6 protein-coding genes, 3 rRNA genes and 6 pseudogenes are annotated in these 17,332 nt (G+C 65.9%); 1 reads left to right on the top strand and 14 read right to left on the bottom strand.

Translation table 11 applies throughout. The annotated features are described in order from the left end of the window. Window positions 1–85: 85 nt before the first annotated feature. The 6 genes and pseudogenes from ACZ8AI_RS17990 to ACZ8AI_RS17965 form a co-directional block, all read right to left on the bottom strand. The gene (locus tag ACZ8AI_RS17990) at window positions 86–547 is read right to left on the bottom strand and encodes an NUDIX domain-containing protein (protein WP_464859297.1); all 462 of its coding nucleotides are present in this window, start codon (window positions 545–547) and stop codon (window positions 86–88) included. A 108-nt stretch (window positions 548–655) separates the two neighbouring features. After that, window positions 656–2,393: pseudogene (locus tag ACZ8AI_RS17985) on the bottom strand (CTP synthase). 162 nt (window positions 2,394–2,555) lie between these two features. Then, window positions 2,556–4,253 (bottom strand): annotated as a pseudogene (recN, locus tag ACZ8AI_RS17980) (DNA repair protein RecN). Window positions 4,254–4,278: 25 nt separating this feature from the next. Then, window positions 4,279–5,220 (bottom strand): annotated as a pseudogene (locus ACZ8AI_RS17975) (NAD kinase). After that, window positions 5,217–6,050, bottom strand: a complete 834-nt coding sequence (locus ACZ8AI_RS17970; protein WP_464859296.1) for a TlyA family RNA methyltransferase — start codon at window positions 6,048–6,050, stop codon at window positions 5,217–5,219. The pseudogene ACZ8AI_RS17975 and the gene ACZ8AI_RS17970 overlap by 4 nt, the downstream one beginning before the upstream one ends. Further along, complete coding sequence (locus tag ACZ8AI_RS17965) at window positions 6,043–6,981, bottom strand: HAD hydrolase-like protein (protein WP_464859295.1); 939 nt, start codon at window positions 6,979–6,981, stop codon at window positions 6,043–6,045. The genes ACZ8AI_RS17970 and ACZ8AI_RS17965 overlap by 8 nt, the downstream gene beginning before the upstream one ends. Window positions 6,982–7,112: 131 nt before the next feature. Here ACZ8AI_RS17965 and ACZ8AI_RS17960 point away from each other — a divergent pair, with 131 nt between their 5' ends. Next, complete coding sequence (locus ACZ8AI_RS17960) at window positions 7,113–7,397, top strand: hypothetical protein (RefSeq protein ID WP_464859294.1); 285 nt, start codon at window positions 7,113–7,115, stop codon at window positions 7,395–7,397. Between the two features lie 24 nt (window positions 7,398–7,421). Here the strand turns inward: ACZ8AI_RS17960 and ACZ8AI_RS17955 are convergent, their stop codons facing one another. The 8 genes and pseudogenes from ACZ8AI_RS17955 to ACZ8AI_RS17920 all read right to left on the bottom strand — a co-directional run. After that, the gene (locus ACZ8AI_RS17955; protein WP_464859293.1) at window positions 7,422–8,243 is read right to left on the bottom strand and encodes a hypothetical protein; all 822 of its coding nucleotides are present in this window, start codon (window positions 8,241–8,243) and stop codon (window positions 7,422–7,424) included. Window positions 8,244–9,362: 1,119 nt separating this feature from the next. Beyond that, window positions 9,363–9,479: ribosomal RNA gene (gene rrf / locus ACZ8AI_RS17950) — 5S ribosomal RNA — on the bottom strand. 140 nt (window positions 9,480–9,619) lie between these two features. Further along, window positions 9,620–12,751 (bottom strand): 23S ribosomal RNA (locus ACZ8AI_RS17945). Window positions 12,752–13,188: 437 nt separating this feature from the next. After that, window positions 13,189–14,741: ribosomal RNA gene (locus tag ACZ8AI_RS17940) — 16S ribosomal RNA — on the bottom strand. The 16S, 23S and 5S rRNA genes sit together here, the layout of an rRNA operon. A gap of 404 nt (window positions 14,742–15,145) precedes the next feature. Further along, window positions 15,146–15,517: a S4 domain-containing protein gene (locus tag ACZ8AI_RS17935; RefSeq protein WP_464859292.1), complete on the bottom strand. Its 372-nt coding sequence runs from the start codon at window positions 15,515–15,517 to the stop codon at window positions 15,146–15,148. Between the two features lie 367 nt (window positions 15,518–15,884). Next, a pseudogene (locus ACZ8AI_RS17930) lies at window positions 15,885–15,974 on the bottom strand (hypothetical protein); the annotation flags it as partial. 269 nt (window positions 15,975–16,243) lie between these two features. Then, window positions 16,244–16,489, bottom strand: a pseudogene (locus ACZ8AI_RS17925) (tyrosine--tRNA ligase); the annotation flags it as partial. 329 nt (window positions 16,490–16,818) lie between these two features. Beyond that, a pseudogene (locus ACZ8AI_RS17920) lies at window positions 16,819–17,265 on the bottom strand (DNA-3-methyladenine glycosylase); the annotation flags it as partial. Window positions 17,266–17,332: the final 67 nt, after the last annotated feature.

Below are 17,332 nucleotides of genomic sequence, written 5' to 3'. Positions count from 1 at the left end.
AGGGCCGCGCGGCGACGAAGGGCGGAGTTGTTGAGCCGACCCGCGAAGATCCCGTCGATCACCTCGGAGCGCGGCACCCACCGCGTCACGATGTCGGCCTCTTCGGCCTCGCGCTCGAACGCCGACGCGGTCGCACGCACTCCGCGCGCGCGGTAGATCTGGATGAACTCGTCGCTGCCACCCGACGACGTGTTGTAGCGAACGAGCGGCTCCCATTGTCGGCCTCGGGGTCGGCTTCCTCACCCAGCTCGCGCTGTGCGGCGGTGAGGTGGTCCTCGCCCTCCATGTCGAGCAGGCCCGCGGGCAGCTCCCAGTCGCGCAGCCGCACGGGGTGTCGGTACTGCTGGATCACCAGGACGCGGCCCTCGTCGTCCTCGGCGTACACGGCGACGGCGCCCGTGTGGTCCACGTACTCCCGGACCATCGAGTCGCCGTTGTAGGCGATGGTGTCACGACGGATGTCCCACACCGCCCCCTCGTAGACGACGGTGGAGTCGGTGACCTCGAAGGAAGGCGGATTCGTCGGAGGAAGGGGCGCGTCAGTCACGTCCCCATCCTGGCACGCGCCCCTGACGCGGCGCTGACCCCAGGAGCGGTCGGGAGGCGCGGTGCCAGCTTGGCGCCGCTCGCCCCGTCCGGCCGTGGGGACCGGCGCTTACGCGACCTGCTCCTCGGTCTGCGGGTCGAAGAGGCTGGACTGCGCCTCGTGCCGCTCGATCGCGGCGACGACGGGCCCCGCGAACAGCGGGTGCGCGTCGGTCGGACGCGAGCGGAGCTTTCCGGGTGCGCCTGCGTGGCGATGTAGAACGGGTGCACGTCGCGCGGCAGCTCGACATAGCTCGACCAAGTGCAGTCAGGGCGACGTGCCCGAAGGCCAGGCCGGCGTCCACGATCTGCTCCTTGACGCGCACTTGTTGTTCACCTCGCTGGCGGTGGCCACGAATTGCCGCTCGGAGGCCTCGGGCGCGCCGTACAGCTCCGCCGCCAGCGAGCCTTCCGTGAACGACGCCGGGTACAGGCCCAGGCGCATCGTGCCGCCCAGGTCGCCACCGGCGATGATGTCGACCTGCTCCGCCATCGTCGCGATGACCGGGGTCGAGGTCTCCGGGTCGAACTCGGTGCTCGACGCGTCGGTCAGGCCGACCTCGTGCCGGGCGTACTCGATGACCATGCACTGCAGGCCGAGGCACAGGCCGAGCGTCGGGATGCCCTGCTCGCGCGCGAACTTCAGCGCGCCGAGCTTGCCCTCGATGCCGCGCACCCCGAATGCCCGGGATGCAGATGCCATCGACGTCGCCGAGCTGCTTCGCCGCACCCTCGGGCGTGGTGCAGTCGTCCGACACGACCCACTTCAGCGTGACCTTCGCGTCGTGCGCGAAGCCCTGCGCGGAGCGCTCGGTGACGGACAGGTACGCGTCGGGCAGGTCGATGTACTTGCCGACCAGCGCGATCGTGACGGCCTTCTTCGGCTCGTGCACGGCACGCAGGACCGGGGTCCACGCGGTCCAGTCCACCGGACCGGCGTCGAGCCAGGGCGCGTCGACGATGACCTGGTCGAGGCCCTGGTTGTTCAGCAGCGTCGGCAGGTCGTAGATCGAGGGGACGTCCACGGCGTTCACCACGGCGTCCTCGTCCACGTCGCACATCAGCGCGATCTTGCGCTTGTTCGACTCCGACACCGGGCGGTCCGACCGCAGCACGAGCGCGTCGGGCTGGATGCCGATCGAGCGGAGCGCGGCGACGGAGTGCTGCGTCGGCTTCGTCTTCTGCTCGCCCGAGGCGTTCATGGAACGGCACGAGCGAGACGTGCACGAAGAAGACGTTGTTGCGGCCGAGCTCATGCCGCACCTGACGAGCGGACTCGATGAAGGGCTGCGACTCGATGTCGCCGACCGTGCCGCCGACCTCGGTGATGACGTCGGGCTGCGGGTCGTTCTGCGCCTGCTCGCGCATCCGACGCTTGATCTCGTCCGTGATGTGCGGGATGACCTGGACCGTGTCGCCGAGGTACTCGCCGCGACGCTCCTTGGCGATCACCGTCGAGTACACCTGACCGGTGGTCACGTTGGCCGACTGCGACAGGTTGATGTCGAGGAAGCGCTCATAGTGCCCGATGTCGAGGTCCGTCTCCGCCCCGTCGTCGGTCACGAAGACCTCGCCGTGCTGGAACGGGTTCATCGTGCCCGGGTCCACGTTGAGGTACAGGTCGAGCTTCTGCATGACGACCTTGAGGCCCGTGCCGTGAGGAGGTTGCCGAGGCTCGCGGCCGTCAGGCCCTTGCCGAGAGACGAGACGACCCCGCCGGTCACGAAGATCTGCTTCGTCACCTTCGGGGTCGGGGTGTTCGAGTTCTGGGTGCTTGCCTGGGTACCGCTGCTGAGAGTGTCCGCCACGGGATTCCATCGTACGTCAGAACTGCCGGGAGGCGCGACCTCGGTTCGCCCTGGGCGTTGCGCGGGCGGGTGGCCGGGTGTTCGGGCCCCGCTCGGCCCCGCCTTCCGGCCGTCTGTCCGCCTGTCCGCCTGTCCGTGTCCGTCTGTCGGTCTGTCCGTCTGTCAGGCCTTCTGGCCGGCGACGTCGAGCAGCTCGCGCGCGTGTTCGATGCCGCTGGCGCTGTCCCCGAGCCCCGAGAGCAGCCGCGCCATCTCCTGCAGGCGCTCCTCGCCCTCGAGCCGCCGCACGTCTCGACGAAGGTCACCGCACCGCTGGCGTCCTTCACGACGTTGAGGTGGTTGTTCGCGAACGCCGCGACCTGCGCCAGGTGCGTGACGACGATGACCTGCGTGCGCTCCGCCAGCTTCGCCGGCCGCCGCCCGATCTCGATCGCCGCGGCGCCGCTACCCCGGCGTCGACCTCGTCGAAAGACGAACGTCGGCACGGTGGTGCTGCCGGCCATGACGACCTCGATCGCGAGCATCACGCGTGAAGGCTCGCCACCCGAGGCGCCCTTGCTGATCGGCCGCGGATCCGTGCCGGAGTGCGGCTGGAGCAGGATCGACACCTGGTCGCGTCCGTGCCGCCGGTACTCGCCGGCGTCGGTGACCTCGACCACCAGGGTCGCACCGGCCATCGCGAGGGTCTTCAGCTCCGCCGTCACGCGCTTCGCGAGGTCCGTCGCAGCCTTCGTACGGGCTGTGGTGAGGGCGGCGGCGGCGGCCGCGAGTGCCTGTTCGTCCTGTTCGACCGCCGCCTGCAGCGCCACGATCCGGTCGTCGTCACCGTCGAGTTCGAGCAGGCGGTCGCTCGCGCGTTGTCCGTACGCGATGACGTCGTCGATGGTGTCGCCGTACTTGCGGGTCAGCCCGGCCAGGAGCGCTCGACGCTCGTTGATGAGTTCGAGGTCGTGTCCGGCATCCGGCTCGAGCGACCCGATGTAGCTCGACAGGCTCGCCGAGGCCTCGCTCGCCTGGATCCCGAGCTCCGTCAGCTGTTCGAGCACCGGCTGGAGAGCCGCGTCGGAGCCGGCCACACGCTCGATCGCCCGGCGGGCGGGCCTCGACGAGCCCCACCACGTCCTGCACACCGTCGAGGGACTCGCTCGACGCCCAGCGCTTCGTGGGCGAGCCCGGCGGACGGCCGGAGTTCCTCGAGGTTGCCCAGGCGATCGGCGCGTTCGCCGGGCTCGACGTCCTCGCCGGGCTGCGGGTCGGCGGCTTCGATCTCGTCCGACGCCGCGCGGAGCCGCTCGGCCTCGGCCAGGCGGTCGTCACGGTCACGGGTGAGGGTCTCGAGGTCGCCCGTGTGCTGCCGCGTGTCGTACGCCGAGACGTACCGCCGCAGGACCTTCTCGAGCGCGGAACCACCGAAGCCGTCGAGCGCCGCACGCCGGGCGGTCGCCGAGGTCAGGCGGATCTGGTCCGACTGCCCGTGCACGGTGACGAGCTGGTCGGCGAGCTCGCCGAGCACCGCCACCGGGGCGCTCCGGCCGCCGACCGTGGCCCGGCTGCGGCCCTCGGCCGAGACGGTGCGGGTCAGGATGAGTTCGCCGTCCTCGACCGTGCCGCCGGCGTCCTCGACGCGCTCGGCGACGGCGTCGTGGTCCGGCACGTGCCAGCGGCCCTCGACGACGGCGCTCGATGCACCGCGACGGCCGAGGTCGCGTCGGCCCGGGCACCGAGCAGGAGTCCGAGGGCGGTGACGATCATCGTCTTCCCCGCACCGGTCTCGCCGGTCACGACGGTGAAGCCGGGGCCGAGCTCGAGCGTGGTCTCACCGATCACGCCGAGGTCGGAGATCTGGATCTCCTCGATCACAGCGCGACCTCGCAGCCCTCGGCGATCACTGCTGGTCCTCGTCGTCCTGCTGCGGGCCGCGCCACCCGGCGACGGAGCAACTGGAACTTGGCCACGAGCCGATCGGTGAACGGAGCGTCCTTGAGGCGCGCGACACGCACCGGGTCCGGCGACCGCGCACCTCGACACGAGCGCCGGGCGGGGGGGGGGGGGGGCAGGTCGTGCCGTCCGCCGGCCGTCGCACCAGAGCACTCCGACGCCGCTCGTCCGCCGCAGGACCTCGACCGCGAGGACGCGGTCCGGCCCACCACGATCGGACGGGCGAACAGGGCATGGGCGCTGAGCGGCACCATGAGCAGCGCGTCGACGTCCGGCCACACGATGGGACCGCCGCCGGAGAACGAGTAGGCCGTGGACCCGGTCGGCGTGGAAGATGACGACCCCGTCGCAGCCGAAGGACGACAACGGGCGCCCGTCCACCTCGGTCACGACCTCGAGCATGCGCTCCCGCGAGGCCTTCTCGATCGTCGCCTCGTTGAGCGCCCAGGACGTGTAGAGCGACCTTCTGCCCGACGACCACGTCGACCTGGAAGATCACGCGTTCCTCGACGTGGTACTCGCCGGCGAGGACCCGCTCGACCGTCGAGGTCAGGCCGTCCCGCTCGCTCTCGGCGAGGAAGCCGACGTGGCCGAGGTTCACGCCCACGATCGGGGCACCGGTGCCCCGGACGAGTTCGGCGGCGCGCAGGATCGTGCCGTCACCGCCGAGGACGATGACGATCTCGAGCTGGTCCGCCTGGATGTCGACCCCCAGGATGTCGACCTGGCCGACCGAGGCTTCGGCACGGCGGATGTCGGCGTACTCGTCGAAGGGCATCACCGGCACGAGGCCGGCCGCGTGCAGGAGGTCGCAGACCTCGACCGCGGCGTCGATGGAGTCACGGCGACCCGTGTGGGACACCAGGAGGATGTGCCGGTCGTCGCTCATGCCGTCCCTTCCGTCAGTTCTGTCGCCCGGACGATCCATTCTGTCGGATTGGCACCGACATCCCGCTGGAAGCGCGCCAGGTACTCGTGGTTGCCGTGCGTGCCGACGATCAGCGACGCGGCGAGCCCGGTCGTGCCGAGACCGAGGTCCCAGGCCGCCCAGAGCACGTTCATGAGCGCGTCGTTCCGGAGCGCTGGGTCACGGACGATGCCCTCGCGGACACCCGTGCGCCCGACCTCGAACTGCGGCTTCACGAGCAGGACGAAGTCGTCCGCCGGGACCGCCTCGACCAGCGCGGGCAACACCAGGCGCAGCGAGATGAACGACAGGTCCCCCACCACCAGGCTGGTCTCCGCCGCGGCGGGATCGAGCGCCGCGTAGTCCGCGGCGGTGAGGTTGCGTGCGTTGACACCCTCGACGACGACGACGCGCGGGTCGAGCGCCACGGCCGGGTCGAGCTGGCCGTGGCCGACGTCGAGTGCCACCACCCGACGAGCCCCGCGGTGCAGCAGGACCTGCGTGAACCCGCCCGTGCTGGCGCCGACGTCGAGCACGACGCGGTCGGTCAGGTCGACGCCGAGCGTGTCGAGCGCGCCGACGAGCTTCCGGGCCGCGCGGGAGACCCACTCGTCGACCGTGTCGACCTCGATCGCCGCGGAGGGCACGAACGCGGCGGAGGGCTTCACCACCGGTGTGCCGGCGACGGTCACCCGCCCGGCCTGGATGAGTTTGGCCGCAGCGGTCCGCGACTTCGCGAGCCCGCGCGCGGCGAGGAGCGCGTCGAGCCGGACGGGCGCGGTGTCCTGTCCGACCGTGGGGTCGTCAGGCACTCGCCGAGCCACCGCTATCGAGCCGTGTCCGGAGTTCGTCGTGCAGCGCGGCAAACGCGTCGGCGCGCTCGGTCAGCGGGAGCGCCTCCACCGCAGCGGTGCGCTGCGCGAAGTCGTCGGTTCCCTGCTCGTCGTCCGGCACGTGGGACACGCTACTCGCCGCCGTACAGCTTCGGGTCGACGTCGAGGCCGTAGATCGCGAGCCCGGACTCCCAGATGAGCGCCGTGCCGGCACGCAGCAGATCGAGGGCGTCGCCGTCGTCCAGCACGCGCACGACGTGGCCGCGCATGGCGACCGTGACGTCGCCGACCACGTCGCGTACTTCGTGCCGTCCGGGTCCTCGCGCCGGATCGTCACCAGGTACGGCTTCGAGAGACCGCGCAGGTCACCGAGGATGTGCGTCGGACGCGAACGCTGGTCGGCCGCGAGCACCTGCTTCGCCGTGTCGATGCCGGTCAGCACGAGCACGCTCGGGATACCGGCGTCGTTCGCACCCTTGATGTCCGTGTCGAGACGATCGCCGATGAACAGCGGGTGTTCACCGCCGAAGCGGGCAATGGCCGCGTCGAAGATGGGCCGCTCGGGCTTCCCCGACGACCGGCATCCGGCCGACGGCCTGGTGCACGGCGGACACGAGCGTGCCGTTGCCGGGCGCGATGCCGCGCTCGACCGGGATCGACCAGTCCATGTTCGTCGCGACCCAGGGCACGTCCGGGTCGGCGAGGGCGAAGGACCGCCTGCGAGGTGCGTCACCCGAGGTCCGGCGAGAACCCCTGGATGACCGCCGCCGGGGAGCTCGGCACTGGCCGTCACGGTGAACCCGGCTTCCTCGACGATGCTCGTCAGGCCGAGGCCCCAGTCACGAGGACCGTCGACCCGGCGGGCACGAGAGTCTCGAGCAGCCGGACGCCGGCCTGCGACGAAGGTCACGACGTCGTCCGCCGACACCTCGAGCCCGTAGCGCTCGAGGTGCTCGGCGACGTCGACCAGGCGACGGGACGCGTTGTTCGTGATGTACCCGACGCGCTGTCAGCGAGGGCGCGGGTCAGCGCCTCGACCGCGTGCGGGATGGCGTTGCGCCCGCGGTAGACGACGCCGTCGAGATCGGTGAGGACGACGTCCACACCGTCGCCGTCGGCGGCTTCGGGGTGTCAGTCGGCTGCGGAGCCGTCGACGTCGACGGGGTTGTCGTCGTCGATCTCGCCGAGGTCGTCGTCGGGCTCGTCGTGCTCGGGGTCGGGGTCTCCGAGCGGCTCGAGCTGGTCAGGCTCGCCGGGTTCGTCGGACTCGAGCTCGTCGGACTCGGGCCCGTCGGAGCTCGGGCTCGCCGAGCATCGTCGACGTAGCCTTCGACTTCTTCCTCGACCACATCAACTGTCTCCAAGGCGTTCTCGTCGGCGACCTCGGCCAGGGCCTCGGCAGCACGATCGGCACGGGCCCACCACTCGTCGGCCTCGTCCTGACGGCCGAGCTCCTCGAGCGATGGCCGCGTAAGCACTGTAGAGCGCGCCGGGGACCAGGTGTAGGCGGTGGACGAGGTCGAGCTGTAGGAATCTCCAGCTCACCGTGCGCGGCTGTACCGGGATTCCCGAGGTCGAGGCGGGCCCCGGACATCGCGATCGCCAGTTCCGCACCACGCCGTGTCCAGCTGCCGCACGGTCGACCGAGCGCCCGAGCTCGAGCGCACGCTCCGGACGGCCGAGACCACGCTCGCAGTCGACCATCATCGGCAGCTGGTCGTTGCGACCGGAGATGCGCCGGTAGGTCCGGAGCTCGCGGAGCGCCGTTGGCGAAGTCGAGGCGAGTAGGCCGTGATCGCGGCCGGTCTCGCGCACGACACCGACCCGGCCGGCACGCCGAGCGGCGCTGAGGGCGTGCTGGTTCGCCAGCGTCTCCAGATGTCGTCGTCGACGAGAAATCGCGGCTGCGACGAGGGTGGCGGGCCGCCCGGTTGGCGTTGTCCTTGCTGAGGGTCTTCGGCGCGGCGCGACCTTGTCGAGGGTCGCGCGCCGTCGATCTCCTCGGAGATCTCCGGGTCCTCGTGACGCGGGCGAATGGACTTCGTGCCGTACGGGTCGCGGTCCTCCCAGTCGTCGCGCGCCTTCGCCGAAGCGGGCGCCGGCGATGACGGCTGCCGTCGCCGAAGCGCTGGCGGTCGTCCCGGCCACCGCGGTCGCGGTCGGAACCGCCACGGAACGGACGGTCACCGTCGCGCTGCGGCCGGTCGCCACGCGGGCGGTCCGATCCTCCACGGAACGGAGGGCGGTCTCCGTCGCGACGGGGGCGATCACCGTCGCGGGCAGGGCGGTCCGGTCGGTCGAAACGGTACGGACGGTCGCCGTCGCGAGCGGGGCGGTCCGAACGGAACGGACGATCCCCATCGCGACGCGGACGATCCCCATCGCGCGAAGGACGGTCGGAACGGTACGGTCGATCGCCGTCACGCGAAGGACGGTCGGAACGGTACGGACGGTCTCCATCGCGAGCGGGGCGGTCCGAACAGAACGGACGGTCTCCATCAGCGACGCGGACGATCACCGTCACGAGCCGGACGGTCCGAACCGGAACGGACGATCCCCGTCACGCGAAGGACGGTCGGAACGGTACGGACGGTCGCCATCACGAGCGGGACGGTCCGAACGGAACGGACGATCCCCATCGGAGCCGGACGGTCCGAACGGAACGGACGATCCCCACCACGAGCCGGACGGTCCGAACGGAACGGACGATCCCCATCACGACGCGGACGGTCAGCACCGCGAGGACCGTCCCCCCGGGAGGGCCGGCTCGACTCATCACGGTCACCGCGCCACGCCGGACGACGGTCACGGGGGGGGGTCGCCGAAGGACCGGTCGCCGTCACGGAACGAGCGACCACCATCCCGAGCGGGTCCACCAGTGCGCGGACGATCTGCGTCACGACGGGGCGCATCGCGCCGCTCGCCTTCACGACGCTCGAAGTCACGGGGGCCGGACGACCAACGATCTCCGCCGTCACGCCGGGGAGACCGGTCGCCATCGCGCCGAGGTCGGTCTCCGCGCTCGCCGTCGTTCCGTCGCTGCTCGTCGTCGTTCGCCACCGTTGCTCCTCGTTGCGTGCACGAGCTCGAACCCGTGCGATCGTCCGCTGTGTCGTTGTGTCGGTGCCGCACCAGTCACCCGGCGCTCCGCTCTAGTCCATCACGGACCAGGGCGCACGTCGAGTGACCTGCGGCAGAAACAGAAATGGCCACCGGCCTCCCGAGAACGAGGGAGTCCCCTACGAGTTCTCGATGGAGGCGCCGATGGCCACATCTGGTGTTGCAAATTGAGTCCGGCGGCGTCCTGCTCTCCCACAAGGTCCCCCTTGCAGTACCATCGGCGCTGAGAGGCTTAGCTTCCGGGTTCGGAATGTGACCGGGCGTTTCCCTCTCGCTATGACCACCGGAACACCTTCGACTTGACCTGTTACGGATCAAGAAAGCTGTCCCGCGCGTCGGCGCGGTATTCAGTTTCATGTTCCCGATCGTCTGTCGGGAACCACAAAGTGGACGCGAGCCCCACACCCGAAGGTGTGGGAAATAGTTGTGTTGTCAAGTCTTCGGCTTATTAGTACCGGTCAGCTCCACGGGTCGTTAGTCCCCGCTTCCACATCCGGCCTATCAACCCAGTAGTCTGCTGGGAGCCTCTCACTCAAGGTGCATGGAAATCTCATCTCGAAGACGGCTTCCCGCTTAGATGCTTTCAGCGGTTATCCGGTCCGAACGTAGCTAATCAGCGGTGCCCTTGGCAGAACAACTGACACACCAGAGGTTCGTCCATCCCGGTCCTCTCGTACTAGGGATAGATCTTCTCAGAATTTCCAACGCGCGCAGCGGATAGGGACCGAACTGTCTCACGACGTTCTAAACCCAGCTCGCGTACCGCTTTAATGGGCGAACAGCCCAACCCTTGGGACCTACTCCGGCCCCAGGATGCGACGAGGCCGACATCGAGGTGCCAAACCATGCCGTCGATATGGACTCTTGGGCAAGATCAGCCTGTTATCCCCGAGGTACCTTTTATCCGTTGAGCGACAGCGCTTCCACAAACCACTGCCGGATCACTAGTCCCGACTTTCGTCCCTGCTCGACCTGTCAGTCTCACAGTCAAGCTCCCTTGTGCACTTACACTCGCCACCTGATTGCCAACCAGGTTGAGGGAACCTTTGGGCGCCTCCGTTACTCTTTGGGAGGCAACCGCCCCGGTTAAACTACCCATCAGGCACTGTCCATGAACCCGATCAGGGTCCTACGTTAGACATCCAAAGTGACCAGAGTGGTATTTCAACAATGACTCCACGAACACTAGCGTGCCCGCTTCACAGTCTCCCACCTATCCTACACAAGCCACTCCGAACACCAATACCAAACTGTAGTAAAGGTCACGGGGTCTTTCCGTCCTGCTGCGCGTAACGAGCATCTTTACTCGTAGTGCAATTTCGCCGAGTTCGCGGTTGAGACAGCTGGGAAGTCGTTACGCCATTCGTGCAGGTCGGAACTTACCCGACAAGGAATTTCGCTACCTTAGGATGGTTATAGTTACCACCGCCGTTTACTGGGGCTTAAATTCAGAGCTTCGCCCAAAGGCTAACCCCTCCTCTTAACCTTCCAGCACCGGGCAGGCGTCAGTCCGTATACATCGTCTTGCGACTTCGCACGGACCTGTGTTTTTAGTAAACAGTCGCTTCCCACTGGTCTCTGCGGCCTTCAACGCTCACGGAGTAAATCCGGTCACGTGTCCGGCCCCCTTCTCCCGAAGTTACCGGGGCATTTTGCCGAGTTCCTTAACCACGATTATCTCGATCTCCTTGGTATTCTCTACCTGACCACCTGAGTCGGTTTCGGGTACGGGCGGCTGCAACCTCGCGTCGATGCTTTTCTCGGCAGCATAGGATCACTGATTTCCCCTTACGGGTACGCGTCGGATCTCAGGCACACAGACGACGGATTTGCCTATCGTCAGCCCTACATCCTTACACCAGGTTCACCTTACGGATACCATCGCCTGGCTCAGCTACCTTCCTGCGTCACACCTGTTCATACGCTAACCGCACCAGCATGGGTTCGAGCGTTAGGACCGGACCGCATCACCCCGAAGGGATCCGCTGGAACCGGGTTAGGACTCTTAGCACCACTGGATTAGCTTGGGCGGTTGTTCGCCGGTACGGGAATATCAACCCGTTGTCCATCGACTACGCCTGTCGGCCTCGCCTTAGGTCCCGACTTACCCAGGGGCGGATTAACCTGGCCCTGGAACCCTTGGTCTTTCGGAGGACGGGTTTCTCACCCGTCTTTCGCTACTCATGCCTGCATTCTCACTCGTGTAGCGTCCACGGCTGGATCACTCCGCCGCTTCACTCGCCACACGACGCTCTCCTACCACTCCGCACGACTGAACCACGAAGGCTTATCGAGTGTGCGAAATCTACAACTTCGGTGGTGTGCTTGAGCCCCGTTACATTGTCGGCGCGGAATCACTTGACCAGTGAGCTATTACGCACTCTTTCAAGGGTGGCTGCTTCTAAGCCAACCTCCTGGTTGTCTATGCAACTCCACATCCTTTCCCACTTAGCACACGCTTAGGGACCTTAGTTGGTAGTCTGGGTTGTTTCCCTCTCGACGATGAAGCCTATCCCCCACCGTCTCACTGCTGCGCTCTACTCACCGGCATTCGGAGTTTGGCTGACGTCAGTAACCTGTTGAGGCCCATCGGCCATCCAGTAGCTCTACCTCCGGCGAGAAACACGCAACGCTGCACCTAAATGCATTTCGGAGAGAACCAGCTATCACGAAGTTTGATTGGCCTTTCACCCCTATCCACAGCTCATCCCCTCCATTTTCAACTGAAGTGGGTTCGGTCCTCCACGACGTCTTACCGTCGCTTCAACCTGGCCATGGATAGATCACTTCGCTTCGGGTCTAGGACATGCGACTGAATCGCCCTATTCAGACTCGCTTTCGCTACGAGCTGCCCCACACGGGTTAACCTCGCCACATATCACTAACTCGCAGGCTCATTCTTCAAAAGGCACGCCGTCACCCCTACAAGGAGGCTCCGACGGTTTGTAAGCAAACGGTTTCAGGTACTATTTCACTCCCCTCCGGGGAGTCTTTTTTCACCTTTCCCTCACGGTACTTGTCCGCTATCGGTCATCTGGGAGTATTTAGGCTTGTCAGGTGGTCCTGACAGATTCACACGGGATTTCTCGGGCCCCGTGCTACTTGGGATACACATCCGGCCATAACACCATTTCGTCTACGGGGCTATCACCCACTACGGCCCGGCTTTCCAACCAGTTCGACTATGATGCGCTGTAACCGCCCCAATCCGGCAGAACTGAGCGACGTGTCCCACAACCCCGACCATGCAACGCCCGCCGGCTATCACACATGATCGGTTTAGCCTCATCCGCTTTCGCTCGCCACTACTCACGGAATCACATGTTGTTTTCTCTTCCTGTGGGTACTGAGATGTTTCACTTCCCCACGTTCCCTCTACCCGCCCTATATATTCAGGCGGGAGTCACCCAGGTCACAAAAGCGCCCAGCGGGGTTTCCCCATTCGGAAATCCTCGGATCGAAGCTCGATTATCAGCTCCCCGAGGCTTATCGCAGATTTCTACGTCCTTCTTCGGCTCCAGATGCCAAGGCATCCACCGTTTGCTCTTAGAAACTTGACCACAAAGATTAAAATTGCGACCAACTCGTCAACAACAACCACCCGAAGGTGATCATCATCGCGAGTGATCTAAAAGATGCTCGCGTCCACTGTGTAGTTCTCAACATACGATCGGCACCACACTCCCCAGGCAAACCTGCCCAGCTTCACGTGGCCCACCGAAGGACACCCACAAGCCAGTAACGACTCATGCAGCCCAACCCCCACCAACACCACCCTCACGGGCATGCGGCAGGAAGCCTGGTCCCTCAGGACCCAACAACGTGCACCAGCCAGCAGCTCCACCCCGACCTGTTCCGACCCTGCAAGCAGGATGTACTACGACCGGAAGCTTCACTCCCGACTGCACTGTCAATGTTCCACCCATGAGCTACCGGCAACCACGTTCGGGTTACTAGGCGCCTGGATCCCAGCAAGCTGGAACCAGATGCTCCTTAGAAAGGAGGTGATCCAGCCGCACCTTCCGGTACGGCTACCTTGTTACGACTTAGTCCTAATCACCGATCCCACCTTCGACGGCTCCTTCCACAAGGGTTAGGCCACCGGCTTCGGGTGTTACCGACTTTCATGACTTGACGGGCGGTGTGTACAAGGCCCGGGAACGTATTCACCGCAGCGTTGCTGATCTGCGATTACTAGCGACTCCGACTTCATGAGGTCGAGTTGCAGACCTCAATCCGAACTGAGACCGGCTTTTGGGATTCGCTCCACCTTACGGTATCGCAGCCCTTTGTACCGGCCATTGTAGCATGCGTGAAGCCCAAGACATAAGGGGCATGATGATTTGACGTCATCCCCACCTTCCTCCGAGTTGACCCCGGCAGTCTCCTATGAGTCCCCGCCATAACGCGCTGGCAACATAGAACGAGGGTTGCGCTCGTTGCGGGACTTAACCCAACATCTCACGACACGAGCTGACGACAACCATGCACCACCTGTACACCGACCACAAGGGGGCGACCATCTCTGGCCGTTTTCCGGTGTATGTCAAGCCTTGGTAAGGTTCTTCGCGTTGCATCGAATTAATCCGCATCGCTCCGCCGCTTGTGCGGGCTCCCGTCAATTCCTTTGAGCTTTTCTTTCTTAGCCTTGCGGCCGTACTCCCCAGGCGGGGCGCTTAATGCGTTAGCTACGACACAGAAACTCGTGGAAAGGTCCCTAGGCATCTAGCGCCCAACGTTTACGGCATGGACTACCAGGGTATCTAATCCTGTTCGCTCCCCATGCTTTCGCTCCTCAGCGCGTCAGTTACGGCCCAGAGACTCTGCCTTCGCCATCGGTAAGTTCCTCCTGATATCTGCGCATTCCACCGCTACACTCAGGAATTCCAACCTCCCCTACCGCACTCTAAGTCTGCCCGTACCCACTGCGAGCCCGAGGTTGAGCCTCGGGATTTCACAGCAGACGCGACAAACCACTTACGAGCTCTTTACGTCCAATAATTCCGGACAACGCTTGCCCCCTACATGTATTGCCGCGGCTGCTGGCACGTAGTTAGCCGGTCCTTCTTTTCTTGTAGGTACCGTCAAGAGCAAGCTCCCTTCTTCCCTACTAAAAAGAGGTTTGCAACCCGAAGGCCGTCATCCCTCACGCGGCGTTGCTGCATCAGGCTTTCGCCCATTGTGCAATATTCCCCACTGCTGCCTCCCGTAGGAGTCTGGGCCGTGTCTCAGTCCCAGTGTGGGCCGGTCACCCTCTCAGGGCCGGCTACCCGTCGTCGCCTTGGTGAGCCATTACCTCACCAACAAGCTGATAGGCCGTGAGTCCATCCCCAACCAAAAAATCTTTCCACCACCAGACCATGCGGCCGGCAGTCATATCCAGTATTAGACGTCGTTTCCAACGCTTATCCCAGAGTCAGGGGCAGGTTACTCACGTGTTACTCACCCGTTCGCCACTAATCCACCCAGCAAGCTGGGCATCATCGTTCGACTTGCATGTGTTAACCGCCGCCAGCGTTCGTCCTGAGCCAGGATCAAACTCTCCCGTAAAAAATTACAACCAACACCGAAGTGCCAGCGAGTTGATTCTGGACTGTTGACTGTCTACTGACAATCTTCAATCCAAAAGGAATTGTCTCCGAACCCACCAGCAAGCTGATGAGTCACGGGGTCAATAGAATTGGTATTGACAATGTGCACGCTGTTGAGTTCTCAAGGACCAGACGCACTACCCACTCGACCCCGAAAGAGGTTCCGCCAGAGAGGGCATTTCGATCTTGGTGTCCACCCGGTCAGACCGAAGCCCGCCGTCCGGACCAGAGGCCCTGTGGCTCATCCCGAGGGAGAGAACCGGTGGAGTAGTCATCCTAGGCGTCGAAGCCGATCCAGCGCAAGGCCAGATCTGAACTTCAGTGGAGGATGGTCCCGCTTGAGGGCCGGCGTGCTCTGGGCTTTCAGCTCCAGCCGCTCCGCCGCACCTTTGGGGTGACGAGTAAGAACCCCATACGCAGCGTTCGGCGGGTGCGCCAAGACGCGTCACATCCCGGGCGTGTCGCCTTCTGCAACAAGGGGCCCCGAACGGGGCGGTGCCCGGCTCCCACCAGGGGAACCGGGCACCGACGGACGACGACGATCAGGAGAGGGTCACGCCCGCGAGGGTCTTCTTGCCACGACGGAGGACGAGTACTCCCCCCCCCCCCCCCCCCTTTTCGCAGTGGGGCAGGGGCGAGGTCGGACAGCGGGGTCGCCGGATCCTCGGCGCGGGTGTTGTTCACGTACACACCGCCCTGGTCGATCGCACGACGGGCTTCGCCGAGGGACTTCACGAGTTCGGTGTCGACGAGCGCCCGGGCCACGTCCGCATCGCCGGCCAGGGTCACCGAGCCCGGCAGTTCCGGGCGGATCGCCGAGCGCAGGGTCGCGGTGTCGAGCGCCCCGAGGTCGCCGTTGCCGAAGAGCGCAGCCGACGCGTCGAAATCGCCGCTTGCGTCGCCTCGGGCCCGTGCACGATCGTGGTGACCTCGACCGCCAGGGTCCGCTGGGCCTCTCGGCGGAAGGGCTCGTCGGCCACCGCCTGCTCGAGCCGCTCGACCTCTGCGCGGGACAGGAACGTAGACTGCCGCAACGCGGGATCACGTCGGCGTCCGACGTGTTGAGCCAGAACTGGTAGAAGGCGTACGGCGACGTCATCTCCGGGTCGAGCCAGATCGCGTTGCCCTCGCTCTTGCCGAACTTCGTGCCGTCCGAGTTCTTCGTGATGAGGGGCGTCCCCAGCGCGTCCACCGCCTTGCCCTCCCGGTCCGCCGGATCAGTTCCGTCCCCGAGGTCAGGTTGCCCCACTGGTCGGAACCGCCCGTCTGGAGCGTGCACCCGTACTCAGGAAGAGCTCGCGGTAGTCGAGCCCTTGCAGGATCTGGTAGCTGAACTCCGTGTAGCTGATCCCCGCGTCCGAGTTGAGACGCGCGGCGACGGCGTCCTTCTTGAGCATCGAGGTTGACGCGGAAGTACTTGCCGATGTCGCGGAGGAAGTCGATCACGGACAGCGGTGCCGTCCAGTCGAGGTTGTTCACCAGCCGGACGCCGTTGGCCCCGTCCTCGAACAGGAAGCAGCGGAGACCTGGTCCTGCAGGCGGGTCACCCAGTCGGCGACCGTCTCCGGGGTGTTCAGGGTGCGCTCGGCGGTGGGACGCGGATCGCCGATGAAGTCCGGTCGATCCACCCACCAGCGCGAGCAGCCGGTGCCCGGCCAGCTGGATCCGCCGCATCGTCAGGAGCTGCAGGAGGTTGCCGCGGTGCAGCGACGCCGCGGTCGGGTCGAAGCCGCAGTAGTACGTGATCGGCTCGCCGTCGAGGGTCTCTTGCAGTGCGGTCTCGTCGGTCGAGACGTGGCCAGGATCGCGCCAACGCAGTTCGTCCAGGGACCGAGGCGAAGGTCGGGTCGTTCTGCTGGCGCGTCAGGACATCGTGAGCGGCTTCACTGGACACCCCGCCATCGTAGCGGCGCGGGCAGGCCTGGAGGCGCGGTGCGGCCCCCGCTAGTCCAGGGCGCCCCCTTGTGCCGTCGGTACGTCGAGACCGTCGGGTCACCCGTCAACCAGAACCGCCAGGGGAGACCCCGCACCGCCGGCTATGCCGCCGACGCCGGTGCGCGCGCCCGCGCGAGATGCGCGGGGACCGGACCGGTCCCGCGGCTGCCGCGGGGAGGGTCTCGAGCAGGAGTTCCTCGACGACGCGGGCCGGACCGGCGGAGGTGAGCTGCGCCCCAGCGCCAGCCGGGTGCGAGCGTCAGCATGTACGGACTCGGAACCGTCCGAGGAGCATCGTGCCCGTCGTCCTCTGCCGAGGACCGCTCCGGAGCGCGCCGCCGAGGTTGCCGGGTCCCGCGCCAGGGCGACGTCCGCGACGGGACGGGCCACGCCGCGCACGAGCCACCTCGACGCCGTCGGTCACCACCAGCGCCCCGCAGCAGCGAACCGGAGGACGTCCCCGCCGGCGCACTCACCACGTTGACGCAGGTGTGGATGCCGTACGACCGGTACGCGTCCACGGTCCCCGGTGGACCGAACAGGTGCCGGTTGCGCGGCGTCGGCCCACGGTGACCGTGCGAGCCGGGGTCGGTCGGGCCGAAGTAGGCCCTCGAC

The sequence above is a fragment of the Curtobacterium sp. AC273 genome (genome assembly GCF_979253735.1).
The sequence above is the reverse complement of the archived record's forward strand: the minus strand, read 5'-3'. Positions and strand labels throughout refer to the sequence as shown.